The organism is Pantoea osteomyelitidis (assembly GCF_044342975.1).
Taxonomy (GTDB): Bacteria; Pseudomonadota; Gammaproteobacteria; order Enterobacterales; family Enterobacteriaceae; genus Pantoea; species Pantoea osteomyelitidis.
Genome location: NZ_JBGFSN010000004.1, coordinates 1,676,410 through 1,692,211, shown reverse-complemented (window position 1 = coordinate 1,692,211; position 15,802 = coordinate 1,676,410). Strand labels below are relative to the sequence as shown.

Below are 15,802 nucleotides of genomic sequence, written 5' to 3'. Positions count from 1 at the left end.
TCTCCTTAACGTCGCTCAGCCGGCAGACGCGCGGCTTTGTTAGCATCGTACCACCAGTTTTCCAGCCCGGTACTGAACGCAGGCTTGATGGCGGGATGGGAAAATTTGTCCCGGTATGCCAGCCGCTGCTCCGCGTTATACCAGAGCGGGATCATGTAGTAATTCCACAGCAGGATGCGATCCAGCGCCTGGCCCAGCGGCAGCAGCGCCTGTTGATCGCCCTGGCGCGCCACGATCTGCTTAACGAAATCATCGACAATGGGATCTTTCACCCGCGCGGTATTCCAGGTGGACTCAATAAAATCAGATTGCCAGACATACTGCAATGAGGTGGAGGGCCAGGGCATCGCGTAGTAGTTGGCGAGTACCATATCGTAATCTCCCTGGCGCAGGCGGCGCAGATACTGTGAATTATCGACCTGGCGCAGCGTGACGCTGATGCCCAGACGCGCCAGACTGTGCTGGAAGGGCAGCGCCCACTCGTTGCTGGTGCCGCCGCGCAGCAGCAGCTCAAAGCGGAAAGGCTGGCCGGTTTTGCTGTTGACCAGCTGCTGATCTTTGATCGTCCATCCTGCTTCTTTCAGCAGCGCCAGCGCGTGCAGCAGGTTTGCCCGATCGTAGCCGCTGCCGTCAGAGTGGGGCGGCGTAAAAGCTTGGGTAAACAGCGCGGGCGGCAGTTGGGCGCGGAAGGGGGCGAGCAGCGCGCGCTGAGCCGCGTCCGGCACGCCCTGCGCGGCGTAGTCGGTGTTCTGGAAATAGCTTTGCGTACGTTTCCAGGCGCCATAAAACAGTGCTTTGTTCATCCATTCAAAATCAAAGGCCAGCGTCAGGGCTTCGCGCACGCGTCGGTCGGCAAACAGCGGCTTTTCATTATTAAAGGCGAGCCAGCGCGTATCGGTCGCGACGTTATTGGGCGTCACCTCTTTGACAATTTCACCGTCGTCGAAGCGGCGGCCACGATACTGCGTCGCCCACTTTTTCGCCGACGACTCTTCGCGCAGATCGAAAGCGCCTGCCTTAAAGGCTTCAAAGGCGACGTTATCATCGAGATAGTAGTCGTAGCGCAGCGTATCAACGTTAAACCGGCCGCGGTTTACCGGCAGGCTGGCCGCCCAGTAATTTTTTACCCGGCTGTACTCGATAAACTGCCCGACCTTCCAGGCGGTGATGCGATACGGGCCGCCCGATAGCGGCGGGTAGCCAAGCGGCTCGTTAAAAGGTTTATCTTGCCAGAATTTTTCCGGCAGCACCGGCAGCGTCAGCCAGCTGAGAATCAAATCCTTATCCGCTTTCGGCAGGGTAATGCGCGCCGTCATGGGGTTCAGCGCGCTCACCTCGACGCCCTTAAACGCCACGCGGAACTGCGGCACCCCTTCGGCCATAAATTTTTTAAAGGTGAAGGCGACGTCATTGGCGGTAACCGGCGAGCCGTCCTGAAAGCGCGCCTGCGGATTGAGGGTCACTTCCATCCAGCGATAGTCATCAGGATAACGCGCCGATGCGGCAATCAGCGGATAGTAGCTGCCTGGCTCATCATCAGAGGTGGCGAAAAGGGCGTCGTAAAGGGTATCTGTCGCCGCGCCAGGGTTGCCGCGCGAGGCGAAACGGTTGAAGTTGTCATAGGTGCCCACTACCGCCAGCGTCATTTTGCCGCCCTTTGGCGCGGCCGGATTAGCGTAATCGTAGTGGATAAAACCCGTCGCATATTTCGGCACGCCGAGTTTGGAAAAGACCTGACTCTCGTTGATGATCTCCGCACGCAGTGGCGCAATCAGGCCACAAAGCAGTAAAGCGGTCGCAATGCGCAGCAGCATAAGCGTGACACTCTCCTGATAATGATCTGCATCCTATGGTAGCAGTAGCGCGGTTACAGGGTAACCGCCCGCTGACGATAGTAATCGATCAGCTTTTCCGGCTTCAGCGGTCGGCTGAACAGATAACCCTGCAGATGGGTCACGCCGCGGCTGACCAGCCAGCTCGCCTGATCGCCGGTTTCCACTCCCTCGGCCACGGTTTTCAGATTCAGCTTTCTCGCCAGATGGAGAACCGCATCCAGTACCGGCGAGGTCACGGTTTCCGTGCCGATGCTCTGTACGAAGCCGCGATCGATTTTCAGGTAGTCGAACGGATATTTTTCCAGATAGATCAGCGCGCTGTGACCGGTGCCGAAATCGTCGATGGCAATTTTAATCTCGTTTTTGTGCAGCCAGGCGAAAACCTCGCCGGCATTTTTATCGCGCACCATGGTGCGCTCGGTAATTTCAAATATGTAGTTAAAGTGCCCCTGCGGCATGGTGCTGATCCACTGCATCACGTCGCGACGGAAATCGTCAGAGGCGAGATGGAGAGGCGAAAGGTTAAGCCCCATGCGCGTGCCCTGCGGCACATGCTGGCGCAATTGGTGCGCATCGCGCGCTACCAGCTGAAACAAATGACGCGTCAGGGGAATAATCAGGTTTTGCGCTTCGGCATAGCTGATAAACGCATCTGGCGGAATCGCGCCCTTAGTGGGATGATTCCAGCGCAACAGCGCTTCCAGGCCATAAGGCTGACTATTCAGCGTGGTGATCTGCGGCTGATACTCCACGTGAAATTCGCCGCGCCTGATGCCCTGGATAATCTCTTTGCCCGGACGCACAGCGAGCGTCAACATCAGCCAGCAGCCTGCGCTGACCAGCATGGCAAACAGCAGGCCGCTAAGCGTAGTGCCAATGTAGTCGCGGGCGGTCAGCGTGGTGCCATAGAGCACGAACTGCAGCGGATAATCGGGCAGCGCGATGCGTGTCAGCGCGGCGGCGGGCAGGTCGCGCGTTCTGACCAGGCCGGACTGCCAGCTTACCATCGCATAATCCTGCGTCACCACCGCCATGCCGGTAATTTCCGAATGATAAGACGCCAGCAGTTGATAAGGCGTCAGCGCCAGATTCATGCTGGCCAGCACGCCGGTTTGCGTTTCGCCAGCGGTTTTCAGCCACAGCGCCAGCGCCGGTTTATTGGGCTGAAGCGGCGTGCCGTTTAGCAGACGAAAATCGTTATCACGATCGAGATCGATTTCAGAAGAGATAGTATCGACCGGCAGCAGAAAAGAACCGGTGGCGGAGGAGCAATAGGCGTTGCCGTCACGCACCAGCAGAATCGCCCGGATATTACCGGCAAAAGCGGCGCGCGTGGTCAGCTCACGGCCAATTTGCTCGCAGTCGAACCGGGTATATTGCAGTAACGGGTTAAGGGTCTTCGCCAGCGTGCTCAGCACCTGGCGTAAATCCTGCTGGCTGTAGCTGGCCAGCTCGTCATGCTGACGTACCCGCTTGTGCCAGGTCAGCAACAATACCAGTGAGACGAACAATACAAAGAACACGATACCGGCGATCGCGCTGCTCCAGGCGATACGGCGCGGATAAGTTGCATGACGCATCAGCGTCCCGGACAGTGGCATGGAGTGCATTCTCCTGTCTTGCCTTTTTATTATTAAACTGCGTACAACTGCTCTCTGGCGTAAGGAAACGAGAATATAACGAGATCCGGGGGAATGTCTCGATATTATTATGATTCGCAATCGCTTTTCAGAAGAGAGGAGGGGAAAAGAAGCTTTAAGTAAAATAAAAAAAACGCTGCGATGGCAGCGTCTCTTTTTTCTCTGGCTGAGAGAACGTCCGAAGGCGACGTTTTTTAGCTGGGGTTACGGGCTAATACGCGGCGGGCTTCGCGATAACGCGTTTTCCAGTAGCTGTCATTCAAATTTGAAATCATGACGCCGCTGCTGGTAGAGGCATGTACGAAATTATCATTACCGAGATAAATGCCGACGTGCCGACCGGTTGAACCGGCGCGGAATAATACCAGATCGCCGGGACGCAATTTACTGCGGGAGACTTCTTTACCGGTATCGCGCTGTTCCCAGGTGGAACGGGGAAGATCTAAACCGAACTGCTCACGAAAAGTACGCTGAACAAAGGCAGAGCAGTCAATACCACGTTTCGTGGTGCCGCCCAGGCGATAACGCACGCCTTTCCAGTCGTCGTACTGCTCCATGATGCGGGATTTGATATCCACATTCCGCACCATCTGTTCGAATTCATCCTGAGACGCCTGAAGTAAAAAACCATTCTGGTTGTTAACTTCATGATTCTCGTTTTTCGCATTCTGACCGTTATGAGTACCGCTACATGCTGACAAGAGTGTGGCTAACGCAACTGCGGGCACAATCCGCCATATATATCTCAGAATTGGTTGAGATTTGACCATTATGGGTGTTTTCCTTCGAAGTCCTTACGACATAATTGTCGCCAGCCAGATGACAAAACGGAATGAGATTAATAAGCAAATCAGCCTAAGACAATTCCTTAATTAATAAAATGTGTTACTGAACACATTTCATCTGCGAAAAAACCTTATTTTCTGCTATGCCTTGCCTCACTGCGACTGAGGTTAACTGATAAAAAGCCCCGTGGCGAGGGGTTTTATGAAAATTCTTATAGGTTTTTGCGATGTGAAATCAGCCTTTAACACGCTGGTTACTTTATCGACAATTATGAGTAAATAAAGGCGAGAATAAGGGTAAATAAAGGGGGTAATTCGCGGCATAGGAGAGATTTTCAGAGATTTTCCACTGGACGATGGCTAAGTGCGCTTATTCCGAAGAGATTTTATCCATAATGTTTTCTTTTATCAGAGATTTTAATTAGCAGGCTAATAATAAATAATATGTATTTATTAGCGCGGGCGTCGCTCTTTTTTCAGCGATGTCGCCCGCGCTAAACATTCAGACCTGAGGTTTATGCTTGCCCGGCAGGGCGCGATAAAACCAATTTACCAATTTGTCGCTTGCGGGCGTCAGCAGCCACCAGCTTAATCCCACCAGCACCACCGACAGCGAACCCACCGCGATATCGGTAAACCAGTGCGCGCCAGCCATCACGCGCGGCAGCGCGAAGATCACCACGATGGCTGCGGCGACGAGAAAGGCGCGGAAGCCAAAATAGCGCCATATAAAGCAGGCGAAGATAATCAGCATCATGCCGTGATCGCCCGGAAAGCTGTCGCTGGAAGCGTCTTTGGCCGGAATTCCGGTTAATTCGCTGACGCGGTGAACGTTTTTAAAATAAAGCGTTGGGCTGGCATGCTGAACCGGCAGCAGGTGGCCGAGCTGGTTGAGGATGACGGCGGTCAGCAGCATGGTGATGCCAATCGCCAGCAGACGGCGGCGACCCGGCGGCGTTTCACGACGCCAGAACCAGAGCCAGAGCAGGCCCATCGCCAGCAGCGACACCAGATCGAAACCGCGAAAATTGGTGATCGCCACCAGCATGGCGAAGGCGGGATGATTCACCATACGATCGTTAAAGCCAAAAAAGATCGCTTTATCCAGCGCAAACCAGAAGCCATGCTGCGGAGGCAGAAACCAGGAAAAAAACAGGGCGATACCCAGCGCATTCAGCAGAAGAATAGTTACCAGACGAGTTGCACGCATCTTTTCGACTCAGTGTAAAAAATAACGGCAAAACCTACCCTGGTCAGCTTAAACGAAGCTTCAACAATGTGCTCTGTAAACTGTTCCAGTCAGCCTGGCTGCTATGAATCATCTCTATCCGGCTATCTGGCGGCATCGACTGGCGCGTTTCAATCTGCAAATCCATGCCCTGACGATTAATGCTCACCACGCCTTCCGCAATACGCAGCACGCCTTTCACCCGCTCAACCGGGGCCAGCCGCGCCCACTCCAGCAGCCCGATGGTGTCAAAGACCGTCTCCTGATCGAAAATCCAGCCGCAGGCGTAGTAGCCCTGACCCTGATTCATGGCTCGCCGCCAGCGAGCCTGACCTTCAAGCTTCAGCGCAGCCAGCCCTGATACAGGGGCGGCAGGGGCGTGATGATGCTGCGCCTGCGGCAGTTCGCGCGCCGGGCCGCGTGGCGTATCCAGCAGCGCCGGGTCGATTTTGCCATGTTCGGTGACGATCAGCTGGCGTTCGCCCGCCTGCGCCTGCGCCCATTCGGCGAGGTGCGCTTTATCCTGCTCGTTCCAGCGATCGCGCTTATTGGCGATGATAATGTCCGCCGCCGTCAGCTGATCGCGAAAATTTTCATTCTCCACCACGCGCGCCTCGCTCAGCTGTCGCGGATCGAGCAGTGTCAGCGTGGCGTTCAGCGTCAGCCAGGGTTCATAAACCGGGGAAGTCAGCATCGTCAGCAGCTGTCGCGGATGGCCAAGGCCGGTGGGTTCAATCAGCAGCCGATCCGGTTTCGCCTGTTTCAGCAGCATGTTCAGACCCACCTGCATCGGCAGTCCGTTAACGCAGCACATGCAGCCGCCAGGGATCTCTTTCAGGATTGCGCCGCCTTCAGCCAGCAACGCGCCGTCAATGCCGATTTCGCCGAACTCATTAACCAGCACCGCCCATTTTTCGTTTTCAGGCTTGTGGGTTAACAGATGGAGCAGGGTAGTGGTTTTACCGCTGCCGAGAAAGCCGGTGATTAAATTAACCTTTGTCACCGTTCGCCTCCTGATCATCAAATGGCGCAGCGTGGGAGAGACCGCGGCCCAACGCTGCTGAGAAAGTGACTGTTATATTATAACAATATTGGCTGACGCAACAGGAATCAGTCGGCGCGGCTCATATAGCGACGTTCTGGAATATGAATGCGAATGCGGTCGCCGTTGCTGAGATATTCCGGCACTTGCACCACGAGACCGGTACTCATGCCGGCAGGCTTGGTACGTGCGCTGGCGGAAGCGCCCTTGATGCCCGGCGCGGTGTCGGTAATTTCCATGTCCACCGTTTGCGGCAGCTCCAGCGCCAGCACCTGGCCATCCATCGTCAGCACCTGAATGCCGGGAATGCCGCCTTCGGGAATAAACAGCAGTTCATCTTCAATCTGCTCTTTTTTAAAGCTGTAGGGGGTGTAATCTTCGTCGTCCATAAACACGTATTCGTCACCGTCTACATAAGAGAAGGTCACAGCACGGCGGCTCAGAGAGATGGCGTCCAGAATATCGTCGCCTTTGAAACGCTCTTCTACTTTTAATCCGGTGCGCACGTCCGTGAAGCGCATCTTGTACAGCGTGGCGGCGCCGCGCGCGCTGGGGCTTTGAATATCAATATCTTTTACCATCAGCAGTTTACCGTTCCAGGTAACGGCCATCCCACGTTTGATTTCATTCGCTTTTGGCATAGCTTTTCTCGCTCAGTCATAAACAGTGCGCGCAACGTTACTCGCGCGGCGTAAAACAGGCAAGACGCGCCGCAGGAAATTTTGCGAGCGACGCCGGGGAAGATAAAGAGAAGCATGGCATTCCCGCAGTGGGGCTGCTATTGTCGCCGACGAATCCCTCCTCAGGAGCGCAATATGTTGTGCCGAAGCCAGTGCGGCGCTTGCTGCACGGCCCCCTCTATCTCCTCGCCCATTCCGGGTATGCCCAACGGCAAGCCAGCCAATACGCCCTGCATCCAGCTTGATGAGACGCTGCGCTGCAAACTGTTTAGGTCGCCGCTGCGACCGGCGGTCTGCGCGGGGCTGCAACCTTCGGCAGAGATGTGCGGAAACACACGCAACGAGGCGATGATTTACCTGCTGCTGCTGGAAGCGGAAACCGCGCCCTGATTATCCCGCTGAACCACTGCTGATACGCCCGCCTGTTTTTCGCTTTCTTTACAGCAGACTATTCAGCAGCACTCTGGCAAATTCTTAAATCTTCTCTGAAGTGTGCGGAACATCAAATATCTGCTACGTGGTTTGCGCATTTTCTTGCCTGCCGAATCGCGCTGTACCAGAATTCTTGAAACGTTTCAGCGTTGTCCGCATCAACTTTATTGCCGTGCGACAACGTCTTTTTTCGCCATCAGGCTGAAACGATTCACTTTCAGCAAGCGAGGAGAAATATGTTCCAGCTCGATCTGCAAGCCATTCATACCGGCGCCGACGCCCATAACAAAGAAGAGGCCATTCGCAAAATTGCCGCTGCGCTCACCGCAGCCGGTAACGTTAGCGAAGGCTACGTCGAGGGCATGTTGGCGCGCGAACAACAAACTTCCACTTTTTTAGGCAACGGCATCGCCATTCCCCACGGCACTACCGATACCCGCGATCTGGTCCTGAAAACCGGCGTCCAGGTTTTCCAGTTCCCGCAGGGCATTGCCTGGGGCGAAGATCAAACGGCCTGGGTGGCGATCGGCATCGCCGCGAAATCGGATGAGCATCTGGCGCTGCTGCGCCAGCTGACTCATGTACTCAGCGACGACAGCGTGGCAGAGCAGTTAAAAAGCGCGTCGGCGGAAGAGCTGCGTGCGCTGCTGATGGGTGAAAAACAATCGGCTGAATTTAAATTTGATACCTCGCTGATTGCTGTCGACGTGGCCGCCAGCGATCTGATGACGCTGCAGGCGCTGAACGCCGGTCGCCTGCAAACGGCGGGCGCGGTCGACGCCAGCTTCGTCGCCAGCGTAATCTCTGCAAGTCCGCTCAGCCTGGGACAGGGCATCTGGCTGAGCGACAGCCAGCAGGGCAACCTGAACAGCGCCGTAGCGGTAAGCCGCGCGGCGAACGCCTTCGAGCATCAAGGGGAAGCGGTGAACATGCTGATTACCGTGGCGGCGGCAGATGACCGTCCGCTGGAGGTGCTCGGCTACCTCAGCGATCTGCTGCTGAAGCAAAAGGCGAATCGCCTGCTGAAGGCGGATGCGGCTGGCGTGCTGGCGCTGCTGACCAGCGAGGTGGATGAACAGGCTGACGTGCTGACCGCAGAATTCACTATCCGCAACGAACACGGGCTGCACGCCCGTCCGGGTACCGCGCTGGTCAGCGTGATCAAACAGTTCAACAGCGACATTACCGTGACCAATCTGGACGGCAGCGGCAAACCGGCCAATGGCCGCAGCCTGATGAAGGTAGTGGCGCTGGGGGTGAAAAAAGGCCATCGCCTGCGCTTTACCGCCAGCGGCGAAGATGCGCCACAGGCGCTGAGCGCCATTGAAGAGGCGATTAACAGCGGCCTCGGCGAGGGGGCAGCATGAGCAGACGCGTTGCTACGATTACCCTGAATCCGGCTTACGACCTGGTGGGCTTTACGCCGGAAATCGAACGCGGCGAGGTCAACCTGGTGAAAACCACCGGCCTGCACGCGGCGGGCAAAGGGATCAACGTCGCTAAAGTGCTGAAAGATCTTGGCATCGACGTCACCGTTGGCGGCTTCCTCGGCAAAGAGAATCAGGATGGCTTTCAGCAGCTGTTCAGCGAGCTGGGCATTGCCAACCGTTTTCAGGTGGTGCCGGGCCGTACGCGCATTAACGTCAAGCTGACCGAGAAAAGCGGCGATGTGACCGATCTTAACTTCTCCGGCTTCGACGTCACCCCGCAGGACTGGGAGCGCTTTACCAACGACTCGCTTACCTGGCTGGGACAGTTCGATATGGTCTGCGTCAGCGGCAGCCTGCCGGCTGGCGTCGATCCGGACGCCTTTACCCGCTGGATGAGCGATCTGCGCAGCCAGTGTCCCTGCATTATTTTCGACAGCAGCCGCGAAGCGCTGGTCGCCGGTCTGAAAGCGGCGCCCTGGCTGGTGAAACCAAATCGCCGCGAGCTGGAGATATGGGCGGGGCGTAAATTACCTGCTTTAAACGATGTGATTGGCGCGGCGCATGAGCTGCGCGAGCAGGGCATCGCCCATGTGGTGATCTCCCTCGGCGCGGAAGGCGCGCTCTGGGTGAACGCTTCCGGCGAATGGCTTGCCAAACCGCCCGCCTGTGAAGTGGTCAGTACCGTGGGTGCTGGCGACTCCATGGTCGGCGGCCTGATTTACGGCCTGCTGATGCGTGAATCAAGTGAGCATACGCTGCGTCTCGCCACGGCGGTGGCAGCCCTGGCAGTCAGCCAGAGCAACGTCGGCATTACCGATCGTACCCAGTTGGCCGCGATGATGGCGCGCGTCGACTTACAACCCGTTAACTGACAGCAGGAGAGGTATAATGAAAACGCTGCTGAAGATCGATCCTTCACTGGGGCTGGCCTCCGGTTATATGGCAAAACAGCGCATGGTTGCGGCGGCAGAGAAAGCCGGACTGACGCTGATCGACAATCCTGACGCCGCCGATCTGGTTATCGTCGCCGGGAGCAATGTTCCTGACGATGCGGCGCTGAACGGTAAAGCGCTCTGGCTGGGCGATATCCAGGAGGCGGTGCGCAACCCGGAAAATTTCCTTAATCGCGCCAAAGTGGAAGCGAAACCCTGGCAGGCCACCGCGCCGGTCGCGGTGTCGTCAACCGCGCCGGCCAACAGCCAGAAACGCATTGTGGCGATCACCGCCTGCCCGACCGGCGTGGCGCATACCTTTATGGCCGCCGAAGCTATCCAGTCGGAAGCGACCAAACGCGGCTGGTGGGTGAAGGTGGAAACCCGCGGCTCTGTGGGCGCCGGTAACGCCATTACTCCGGAGGAGGTGGCGGCAGCGGATCTGGTGATCGTGGCGGCAGACATCGAAGTGGATCTGGCGAAATTCGCCGGTAAGCCGATGTATCGCACCTCTACCGGCCTGGCGCTGAAGAAAACCGCGCAGGAGCTGGATAAAGCGGTGGCCGAAGCCAAAATCTTCCAGCCCTCGGGTGCGCAGGCGTCAGGCGGTCACGAAGAGAAAAAAGAGAGCGCCGGCGCTTATCGTCACCTGCTGACCGGTGTTTCCTACATGCTGCCAATGGTGGTGGCGGGCGGTCTGAGCATTGCGCTCTCCTTCGCCTTCGGTATCACCGCGTTTAAAGAGCAGGGCACGCTGGCCGCTGCGCTGATGCAAATTGGCGGCGGCAGCGCCTTCGCCCTGATGGTGCCGGTGCTGGCGGGCTTTATCGCCTTCTCTATCGCCGATCGTCCCGGCCTGACCCCAGGCCTGATTGGCGGCATGATCGCCACCAGCATTAACGCCGGGTTCCTCGGCGGCATTATTGCCGGTTTCATTGCCGGTTATGCGGCGAAGTTGATCAGTAGTCGACTGAAGCTGCCGCAAAGTATGGAAGCGCTGAAGCCGATTTTGATTATTCCGCTGATTGCCAGCCTGATCACCGGTCTGCTGATGATCTACGTGGTGGGCAAACCGGTTGCGGGCATTATGAACGGCCTGACGCACTGGCTGAGCAATATGGGAACCGCGAATGCGGTGCTGCTGGGGGCGATTCTTGGCGGCATGATGTGTACCGATATGGGCGGGCCGGTGAACAAGGTAGCCTATGCCTTTGGCGTGGGGCTGCTGAGTTCGCAAACCTATGCGCCGATGGCGGCGATTATGGCCGCCGGTATGGTGCCGCCGCTGGCGATGGGTGTGGCGACGCTGGTCGCGCGCCGTAAGTTTAATAAAGGTCAGCAGGAAGGGGGCAAGGCAGCGCTGGTGCTGGGCCTGTGCTTTATCTCCGAAGGGGCGATTCCTTTTGCCGCCCGTGACCCGATGCGCGTGCTGCCCTGCTGTATCGTGGGCGGGGCGGTGACCGGCGCGATCTCGATGGCGATTGGCGCGAAACTCATGGCGCCGCACGGCGGTCTGTTCGTGCTGCTGATCCCTGGCGCTATCACTCCGGTGCTGGGTTATCTGCTGGCGATTGTGATTGGCACCGCGCTGGCCGGGTTCAGCTATGCGATCCTGAAACGGCCGGAAGACGAATTGGCGAAAGCCTGATATCGCCGGATATCAAAAGGGAGCGACGGTTTTCTTGCATACGGCTGATAAACGTAAGGCGCAGGGAACGCAGGCAGAGGAGTAAAGCGTCCCGCGCCAGGGATGACGTTTTTTGCGTCTTTACGATCTGCCTGCGTTACCTGCGCAGGCACCTTATCAGGCATTTAAAAGGGAGCCATTGGCTCCCTTATTTGTTTTACCCTCAGGCAACCTGCTGCGACTTCAGCCAGGCGATTTCATCTTTCCAGCGATCCGGATCGATGGTTTCCAGAATCATCGGAATGTTGTCGAAGCGGCCATCTTTCATCATCCAGCTGAACACCGTTTTGCCGATGTTGCCTTCGCCCAGGCTGTGATGGCGGTCAACGCGGCTGCCCAGCGTACTTTTCGCATCGTTAAGATGCACGCCGCGAAGATAGTCGAAACCCACTACCCGCTCAAATTCAGCGAAGGTCGCTTCGCAGTCCGCTTCGGTACGCAGATCGTAGCCGCCAGCAAAAGTGTGGCAGGTATCGATGCAGACGCCGACGCGCGACTTATCTTCCACATGCTCAATGATGGTGGCGAGATGCTCAAAGCGGAAGCCAAGGTTGCTGCCCTGACCGGCGGTATTTTCGATTACGGCAGTGACGTTTTGAGTTTTATCCAGCGCCACATTCACCGATTCGGCGATGCGCTTCAGGCAGGTCTCTTCATCAATCTGTTTCAGATGGCTGCCGGGGTGGAAATTCAGCAGCGTCAGGCCGAGCTGGTCGGCGCGCTGTAACTCATCAATAAAGGCGTTGCGCGATTTCTCCAGCGGCTCCATCTCCGGGTGGCCGAGATTAATCAAAAAGCTGTCGTGCGGCAGAATCTGCTGCGGACCGTAGCCATATTTTTCACAAGCGTTACGAAATGCCGTGATGGTTTCAGCAGAGAGCGGGGCGGCGCGCCACTGACGTTGATTTTTGGTAAACAGGGCAAACGCGGTGGCTTCCAATTCGTGGGCGCGAATAACCGCCTGCTCTACGCCGCCCGACGCGCTGACATGTGCGCCGATATATTTCATGCCGGTTCTCCTGATCGTGGCCTGAATGCAAGCCGTGCATCATACTCGATGCCTCTACCCCATGAAACGATGAACCGGAAGATTGATGGCATCATTGCCAGCCGGGCGGGAATCTTTTGCAATGCGCAGCATGCTGCTGGCTTAAAAGTGAAATTGATAATATATTTACAATTAACCAGAATAACCGGTAAGGGGAGAGTGATGCTGTTTACGCGTTTGCGTCGTTGGGCCACGCTGATAAAGAAGGATGTGCTGACGCTGTGGTTTGCCTGCCGCGATCCGCGCACTCCCTGGTGGTATAAGCTACTCGCGGCCGGGCTGGTGGCCTACGCGCTCAGCCCGATCGATCTGATCCCCGATTTTATTCCGATACTGGGTTTGCTGGATGACGCCATCCTGATCCCCCTCGGCGTAATGATTCTGCTGCGCCTGCTGCCGCGCGAGGTGCGTATCAGCAGCGCCGAGCGCGCGGAAGTGCAGCGCGCGCGTGGAAAAAAGGTGGTCAGCTTTTCCGGCCTGATACTGATGCTGCTGATTTGGCTCGCCGTGATTATTTATCTGGTGAACCACTACGCGATGTAAGGAGCCTGCATGCACATTACGCTGCGTCAGATAGAAGTTTTTACCGAGGTGCTGAAAAGCGGCTCCACTACCCAGGCATCGCAGGTGCTGGCGCTGTCCCAGTCTGCGGTCAGCGCCGCGCTGGCGGATCTGGAAAACCAGCTCGGCGTTCAGCTGTTTGATCGCGTCGGCAAGCGGCTGGTGCTAAATGAGCATGGCCGATTGCTCTATCCGCGCGCCATCGGCCTGCTGGAACAGGCGAACGAAATCGAGCAGCTGTTTAAAGAGGACAACGGTGCCATCCGCATTTTCGCCAGCAGCACCATCGGCAACTATTTGCTGCCCGGCATGATCGCCAACTACCGCCGCGATTTTCCTGCTCTGCCGCTGGAGCTGAGCGTCGGCAACAGTCAGGATGTCATCAACGCCGTGGCCGATTTCCGTGTTGACGTCGGCCTGATAGAAGGGCCCTGTCATATGAACGAGCTGGTCAGTGAGCCCTGGCTGGAGGATGAGCTGGTGGTGTTTGCCGCGCCGGATGCGGCGATCCTGCAACAGCCGGTTACGCTGGACAGCCTCGCGGCCGCGCCCTGGATCCTGCGCGAGCGCGGCTCCGGCACGCGGGAAATCGTCGATTACCTGCTGCTGTCGCATCTGCCGCAGTTTTATCTCGGCATGGAGCTGGGGAACTCCGAGGCGATCAAACATGCGGTGCGCCATGGTATGGGCATCAGTTGCCTGTCACGCCGGGTGATTGCCGATCTGCTGGAGGCGGGCACGCTGGTGGAGCTAAACATTCCGCTGCCGAAGCTGTCGCGCACACTCTATCGCATTCATCACCGGCAAAAGCATATTTCCAAAGCGCTGAGCCGCTTTCTCTCCTACTGCCGCGAATAAGGCTGCCCCGGTTTCTAATAATTCCTGCGGAATTATGAAGGTAACTTATAACAGCGCGCTAATGCTATACAGCTCAGGATGAGCTGCTACAATCTCGCCTCATTTTTACCCAGCGTAGCGTTTACATATGCATAACGACTCAAAAACAACACAACAACCTGCGTTACGACGCGAATTAAAGGCGCGTCATCTGACGATGATCGCCATTGGCGGATCGATTGGTACCGGCCTGTTTGTCGCCTCTGGCGCGACCATCTCTCAGGCAGGCCCAGGCGGCGCGCTGCTCTCTTATGCGCTGATTGGTCTGATGGTTTATTTTCTGATGACCAGCCTTGGCGAACTGGCGGCCTTTATGCCGGTTTCCGGCTCTTTTGCTACCTACGGCGCAAAATATGTGGAAGAAGGTTTTGGCTTCGCCCTTGGCTGGAACTACTGGTACAACTGGGCGGTGACCATCGCGGTGGATCTGGTGGCCTCGCAGCTGGTGATGGGCTACTGGTTTCCGGACGCGCCGGGTTGGATCTGGAGCGCGCTGTTTCTGGCGCTGATGTTCCTGCTGAACTACATCTCGGTAAAAGGCTTTGGTGAGGCGGAATACTGGTTCTCCCTGATCAAAGTCGCCACGGTGATCATCTTTATCGCGGTAGGCGTATTGATGATCGTCGGAATTTTGCGCGGTGCGGAGAATGCGGGCTGGCAGAACTGGCAGGTGGGCGAGGCGCCTTTCGCCGGTGGCTTTAGCGCGATGATTGGCGTGGCGATGATTGTCGGCTTCTCCTTCCAGGGAACCGAGCTGATCGGCATCGCGGCGGGCGAGTCGGAAGATCCGGCGAAAAACATTCCGCGCGCGGTGCGTCAGGTGTTCTGGCGTATTCTGCTATTTTATGTGTTTGCGATTTTAATCATCAGCCTGATCCTGCCCTATACCGATCCCAAGCTGCTGCACAACGACGTCACCGATATCAGCGTCAGCCCCTTTACGCTGGTGTTCCAGAATGCTGGTCTGCTTTCAGCGGCGGCGGTGATGAACGCGGTAATCCTGACGGCGGTGCTCTCGGCCGGTAACTCCGGCATGTACGCCTCGACGCGTATGCTGTTTAACCTGGCGAGCGAAGGCAAAGCGCCGCGTATTTTCGCTAAGCTTTCCAAAGGCGGGGTGCCGCGCAATGCGCTGATCGCCACCACAGTGGTAGCGGGTCTCTGCTTCCTTACCTCAAAATTCGGCAATCAGGACGTATACCTCTGGCTGCTGAATACCTCAGGAATGACCGGTTTTATCGCCTGGTTGGGGATTGCCATCAGTCATTATCGCTTCCGTCGCGGCTACGTGGCGCAGGGGCGTCATCTGGCGGATCTGCCTTACCGTTCGGGCTTCTTCCCGCTGGGACCGATTTTCGCCTTCGTGCTCTGCCTGATTATTACCCTCGGCCAGAACTATCAGGCATTCCTGGCCGATCGTATTGACTGGTACGGCGTGGCGGCCACCTACATCGGCATTCCGCTGTTTTTGATTATCTGGTTTGGTTACAAGCTGGCGCGCGGTACGCGCTTTGTGAAGTACGACGAGATGGAGTTTCCCGCTTTCAAAGAGTAAGTCATCCCGTTTCAGGCGCAGTTTTATACTGCGCTTTCATCTGTACAGCC

General features: G+C 56.8%; 14 protein-coding genes. 7 read left to right on the top strand and 7 right to left on the bottom strand.

The genetic code is table 11. From position 1 onward, the window contains the following. Positions 1-5: 5 nt before the first annotated feature. The 6 genes from ABU178_RS13005 to yeiP all read right to left on the bottom strand — a co-directional run bounded on the left by ABU178_RS13005 (position 6) and on the right by yeiP (position 7,171). Positions 6-1,814, bottom strand: coding sequence for an extracellular solute-binding protein (locus tag ABU178_RS13005; protein ID WP_397215443.1), 1,809 nt, complete (start codon positions 1,812-1,814; stop codon positions 6-8). 53 nt (positions 1,815-1,867) lie between these two features. Beyond that, positions 1,868-3,436 carry a cyclic di-GMP phosphodiesterase gene (locus ABU178_RS13000; RefSeq protein WP_397215441.1) on the bottom strand — a complete coding sequence of 523 codons (1,569 nt, stop codon included), beginning with the start codon at positions 3,434-3,436 and terminating at the stop codon, positions 1,868-1,870. A gap of 233 nt (positions 3,437-3,669) precedes the next feature. Then, positions 3,670-4,245, bottom strand: a complete 576-nt coding sequence (gene mepS / locus ABU178_RS12995) for a bifunctional murein DD-endopeptidase/murein LD-carboxypeptidase (protein WP_397215439.1) — start codon at positions 4,243-4,245, stop codon at positions 3,670-3,672. Positions 4,246-4,762: 517 nt separating this feature from the next. Further along, positions 4,763-5,470, bottom strand: coding sequence for a phosphatase PAP2 family protein (locus ABU178_RS12990; RefSeq protein WP_397215437.1), 708 nt, complete (start codon positions 5,468-5,470; stop codon positions 4,763-4,765). 43 nt (positions 5,471-5,513) lie between these two features. Continuing rightward, positions 5,514-6,491, bottom strand: a complete 978-nt coding sequence (locus tag ABU178_RS12985) for a CobW family GTP-binding protein (protein ID WP_397215435.1) — start codon at positions 6,489-6,491, stop codon at positions 5,514-5,516. A 107-nt stretch (positions 6,492-6,598) separates the two neighbouring features. Next, the gene (gene yeiP, locus ABU178_RS12980) at positions 6,599-7,171 is read right to left on the bottom strand and encodes an elongation factor P-like protein YeiP (protein ID WP_397215433.1); all 573 of its coding nucleotides are present in this window, start codon (positions 7,169-7,171) and stop codon (positions 6,599-6,601) included. Between the two features lie 174 nt (positions 7,172-7,345). On the opposite strand from yeiP, the gene ABU178_RS12975 reads away from it, so the two are divergent. From ABU178_RS12975 to fruA, 4 genes are all read left to right on the top strand, one after another. Continuing rightward, complete coding sequence (locus ABU178_RS12975) at positions 7,346-7,600, top strand: YkgJ family cysteine cluster protein (protein WP_397215431.1); 255 nt, start codon at positions 7,346-7,348, stop codon at positions 7,598-7,600. A gap of 278 nt (positions 7,601-7,878) precedes the next feature. Then, positions 7,879-9,009 (top strand): fused PTS fructose transporter subunit IIA/HPr protein, encoded by a 1,131-nt coding sequence (gene fruB, locus ABU178_RS12970; RefSeq protein ID WP_397215429.1) that lies wholly within the window; start codon positions 7,879-7,881, stop codon positions 9,007-9,009. Beyond that, entirely contained in the window at positions 9,006-9,944 is a 939-nt protein-coding gene (gene fruK, locus ABU178_RS12965; RefSeq protein ID WP_397215428.1) for a 1-phosphofructokinase, read from the top strand. The genes fruB and fruK overlap by 4 nt, the downstream gene beginning before the upstream one ends. 16 nt (positions 9,945-9,960) lie before the next feature. Continuing rightward, entirely contained in the window at positions 9,961-11,652 is a 1,692-nt protein-coding gene (fruA, locus tag ABU178_RS12960) for a PTS fructose transporter subunit IIBC (RefSeq protein ID WP_397215426.1), read from the top strand. Positions 11,653-11,854: 202 nt separating this feature from the next. Here fruA and nfo read toward each other — a convergent pair whose 3' ends face one another. Next, entirely contained in the window at positions 11,855-12,700 is an 846-nt protein-coding gene (gene nfo / locus ABU178_RS12955; protein ID WP_397215424.1) for a deoxyribonuclease IV, read from the bottom strand. A gap of 201 nt (positions 12,701-12,901) precedes the next feature. Here nfo and ABU178_RS12950 point away from each other — a divergent pair, with 201 nt between their 5' ends. From ABU178_RS12950 to ABU178_RS12940, 3 genes are all read left to right on the top strand, one after another. Then, positions 12,902-13,282: a YkvA family protein gene (locus ABU178_RS12950; RefSeq protein ID WP_397215422.1), complete on the top strand. Its 381-nt coding sequence runs from the start codon at positions 12,902-12,904 to the stop codon at positions 13,280-13,282. Positions 13,283-13,291: 9 nt separating this feature from the next. Then, entirely contained in the window at positions 13,292-14,158 is an 867-nt protein-coding gene (gene yieE / locus ABU178_RS12945) for a DNA-binding transcriptional regulator YeiE (RefSeq protein ID WP_397215421.1), read from the top strand. A 127-nt stretch (positions 14,159-14,285) separates the two neighbouring features. Then, a complete protein-coding gene (locus tag ABU178_RS12940; protein ID WP_397215420.1) occupies positions 14,286-15,752 on the top strand; it encodes an amino acid permease in 1,467 nt (488 codons plus the stop codon). Positions 15,753-15,802 lie beyond the last annotated feature (50 nt).

What these genes read in the sequence shown, in the direction of transcription:
- yeiP (WP_397215433.1), bottom strand. Translation starts at nt 7,171, where the DNA reads ATGCCAAAAGCGAATGAAATCAAACGTGGGATGGCCGTTACCTGGAAC.
- ABU178_RS12940 (WP_397215420.1), top strand. Translation starts at nt 14,286, where the DNA reads ATGCATAACGACTCAAAAACAACACAACAACCTGCGTTACGACGCGAA.
- mepS (WP_397215439.1), bottom strand. Translation starts at nt 4,245, where the DNA reads ATGGTCAAATCTCAACCAATTCTGAGATATATATGGCGGATTGTGCCC.
- ABU178_RS13005 (WP_397215443.1), bottom strand. Translation starts at nt 1,814, where the DNA reads ATGCTGCTGCGCATTGCGACCGCTTTACTGCTTTGTGGCCTGATTGCG.
- ABU178_RS12975 (WP_397215431.1), top strand. Translation starts at nt 7,346, where the DNA reads ATGTTGTGCCGAAGCCAGTGCGGCGCTTGCTGCACGGCCCCCTCTATC.
- ABU178_RS12950 (WP_397215422.1), top strand. Translation starts at nt 12,902, where the DNA reads ATGCTGTTTACGCGTTTGCGTCGTTGGGCCACGCTGATAAAGAAGGAT.
- fruK (WP_397215428.1), top strand. Translation starts at nt 9,006, where the DNA reads ATGAGCAGACGCGTTGCTACGATTACCCTGAATCCGGCTTACGACCTG.
- fruB (WP_397215429.1), top strand. Translation starts at nt 7,879, where the DNA reads ATGTTCCAGCTCGATCTGCAAGCCATTCATACCGGCGCCGACGCCCAT.
- nfo (WP_397215424.1), bottom strand. Translation starts at nt 12,700, where the DNA reads ATGAAATATATCGGCGCACATGTCAGCGCGTCGGGCGGCGTAGAGCAG.
- ABU178_RS13000 (WP_397215441.1), bottom strand. Translation starts at nt 3,436, where the DNA reads ATGCCACTGTCCGGGACGCTGATGCGTCATGCAACTTATCCGCGCCGT.
- yieE (WP_397215421.1), top strand. Translation starts at nt 13,292, where the DNA reads ATGCACATTACGCTGCGTCAGATAGAAGTTTTTACCGAGGTGCTGAAA.
- ABU178_RS12990 (WP_397215437.1), bottom strand. Translation starts at nt 5,470, where the DNA reads ATGCGTGCAACTCGTCTGGTAACTATTCTTCTGCTGAATGCGCTGGGT.
- fruA (WP_397215426.1), top strand. Translation starts at nt 9,961, where the DNA reads ATGAAAACGCTGCTGAAGATCGATCCTTCACTGGGGCTGGCCTCCGGT.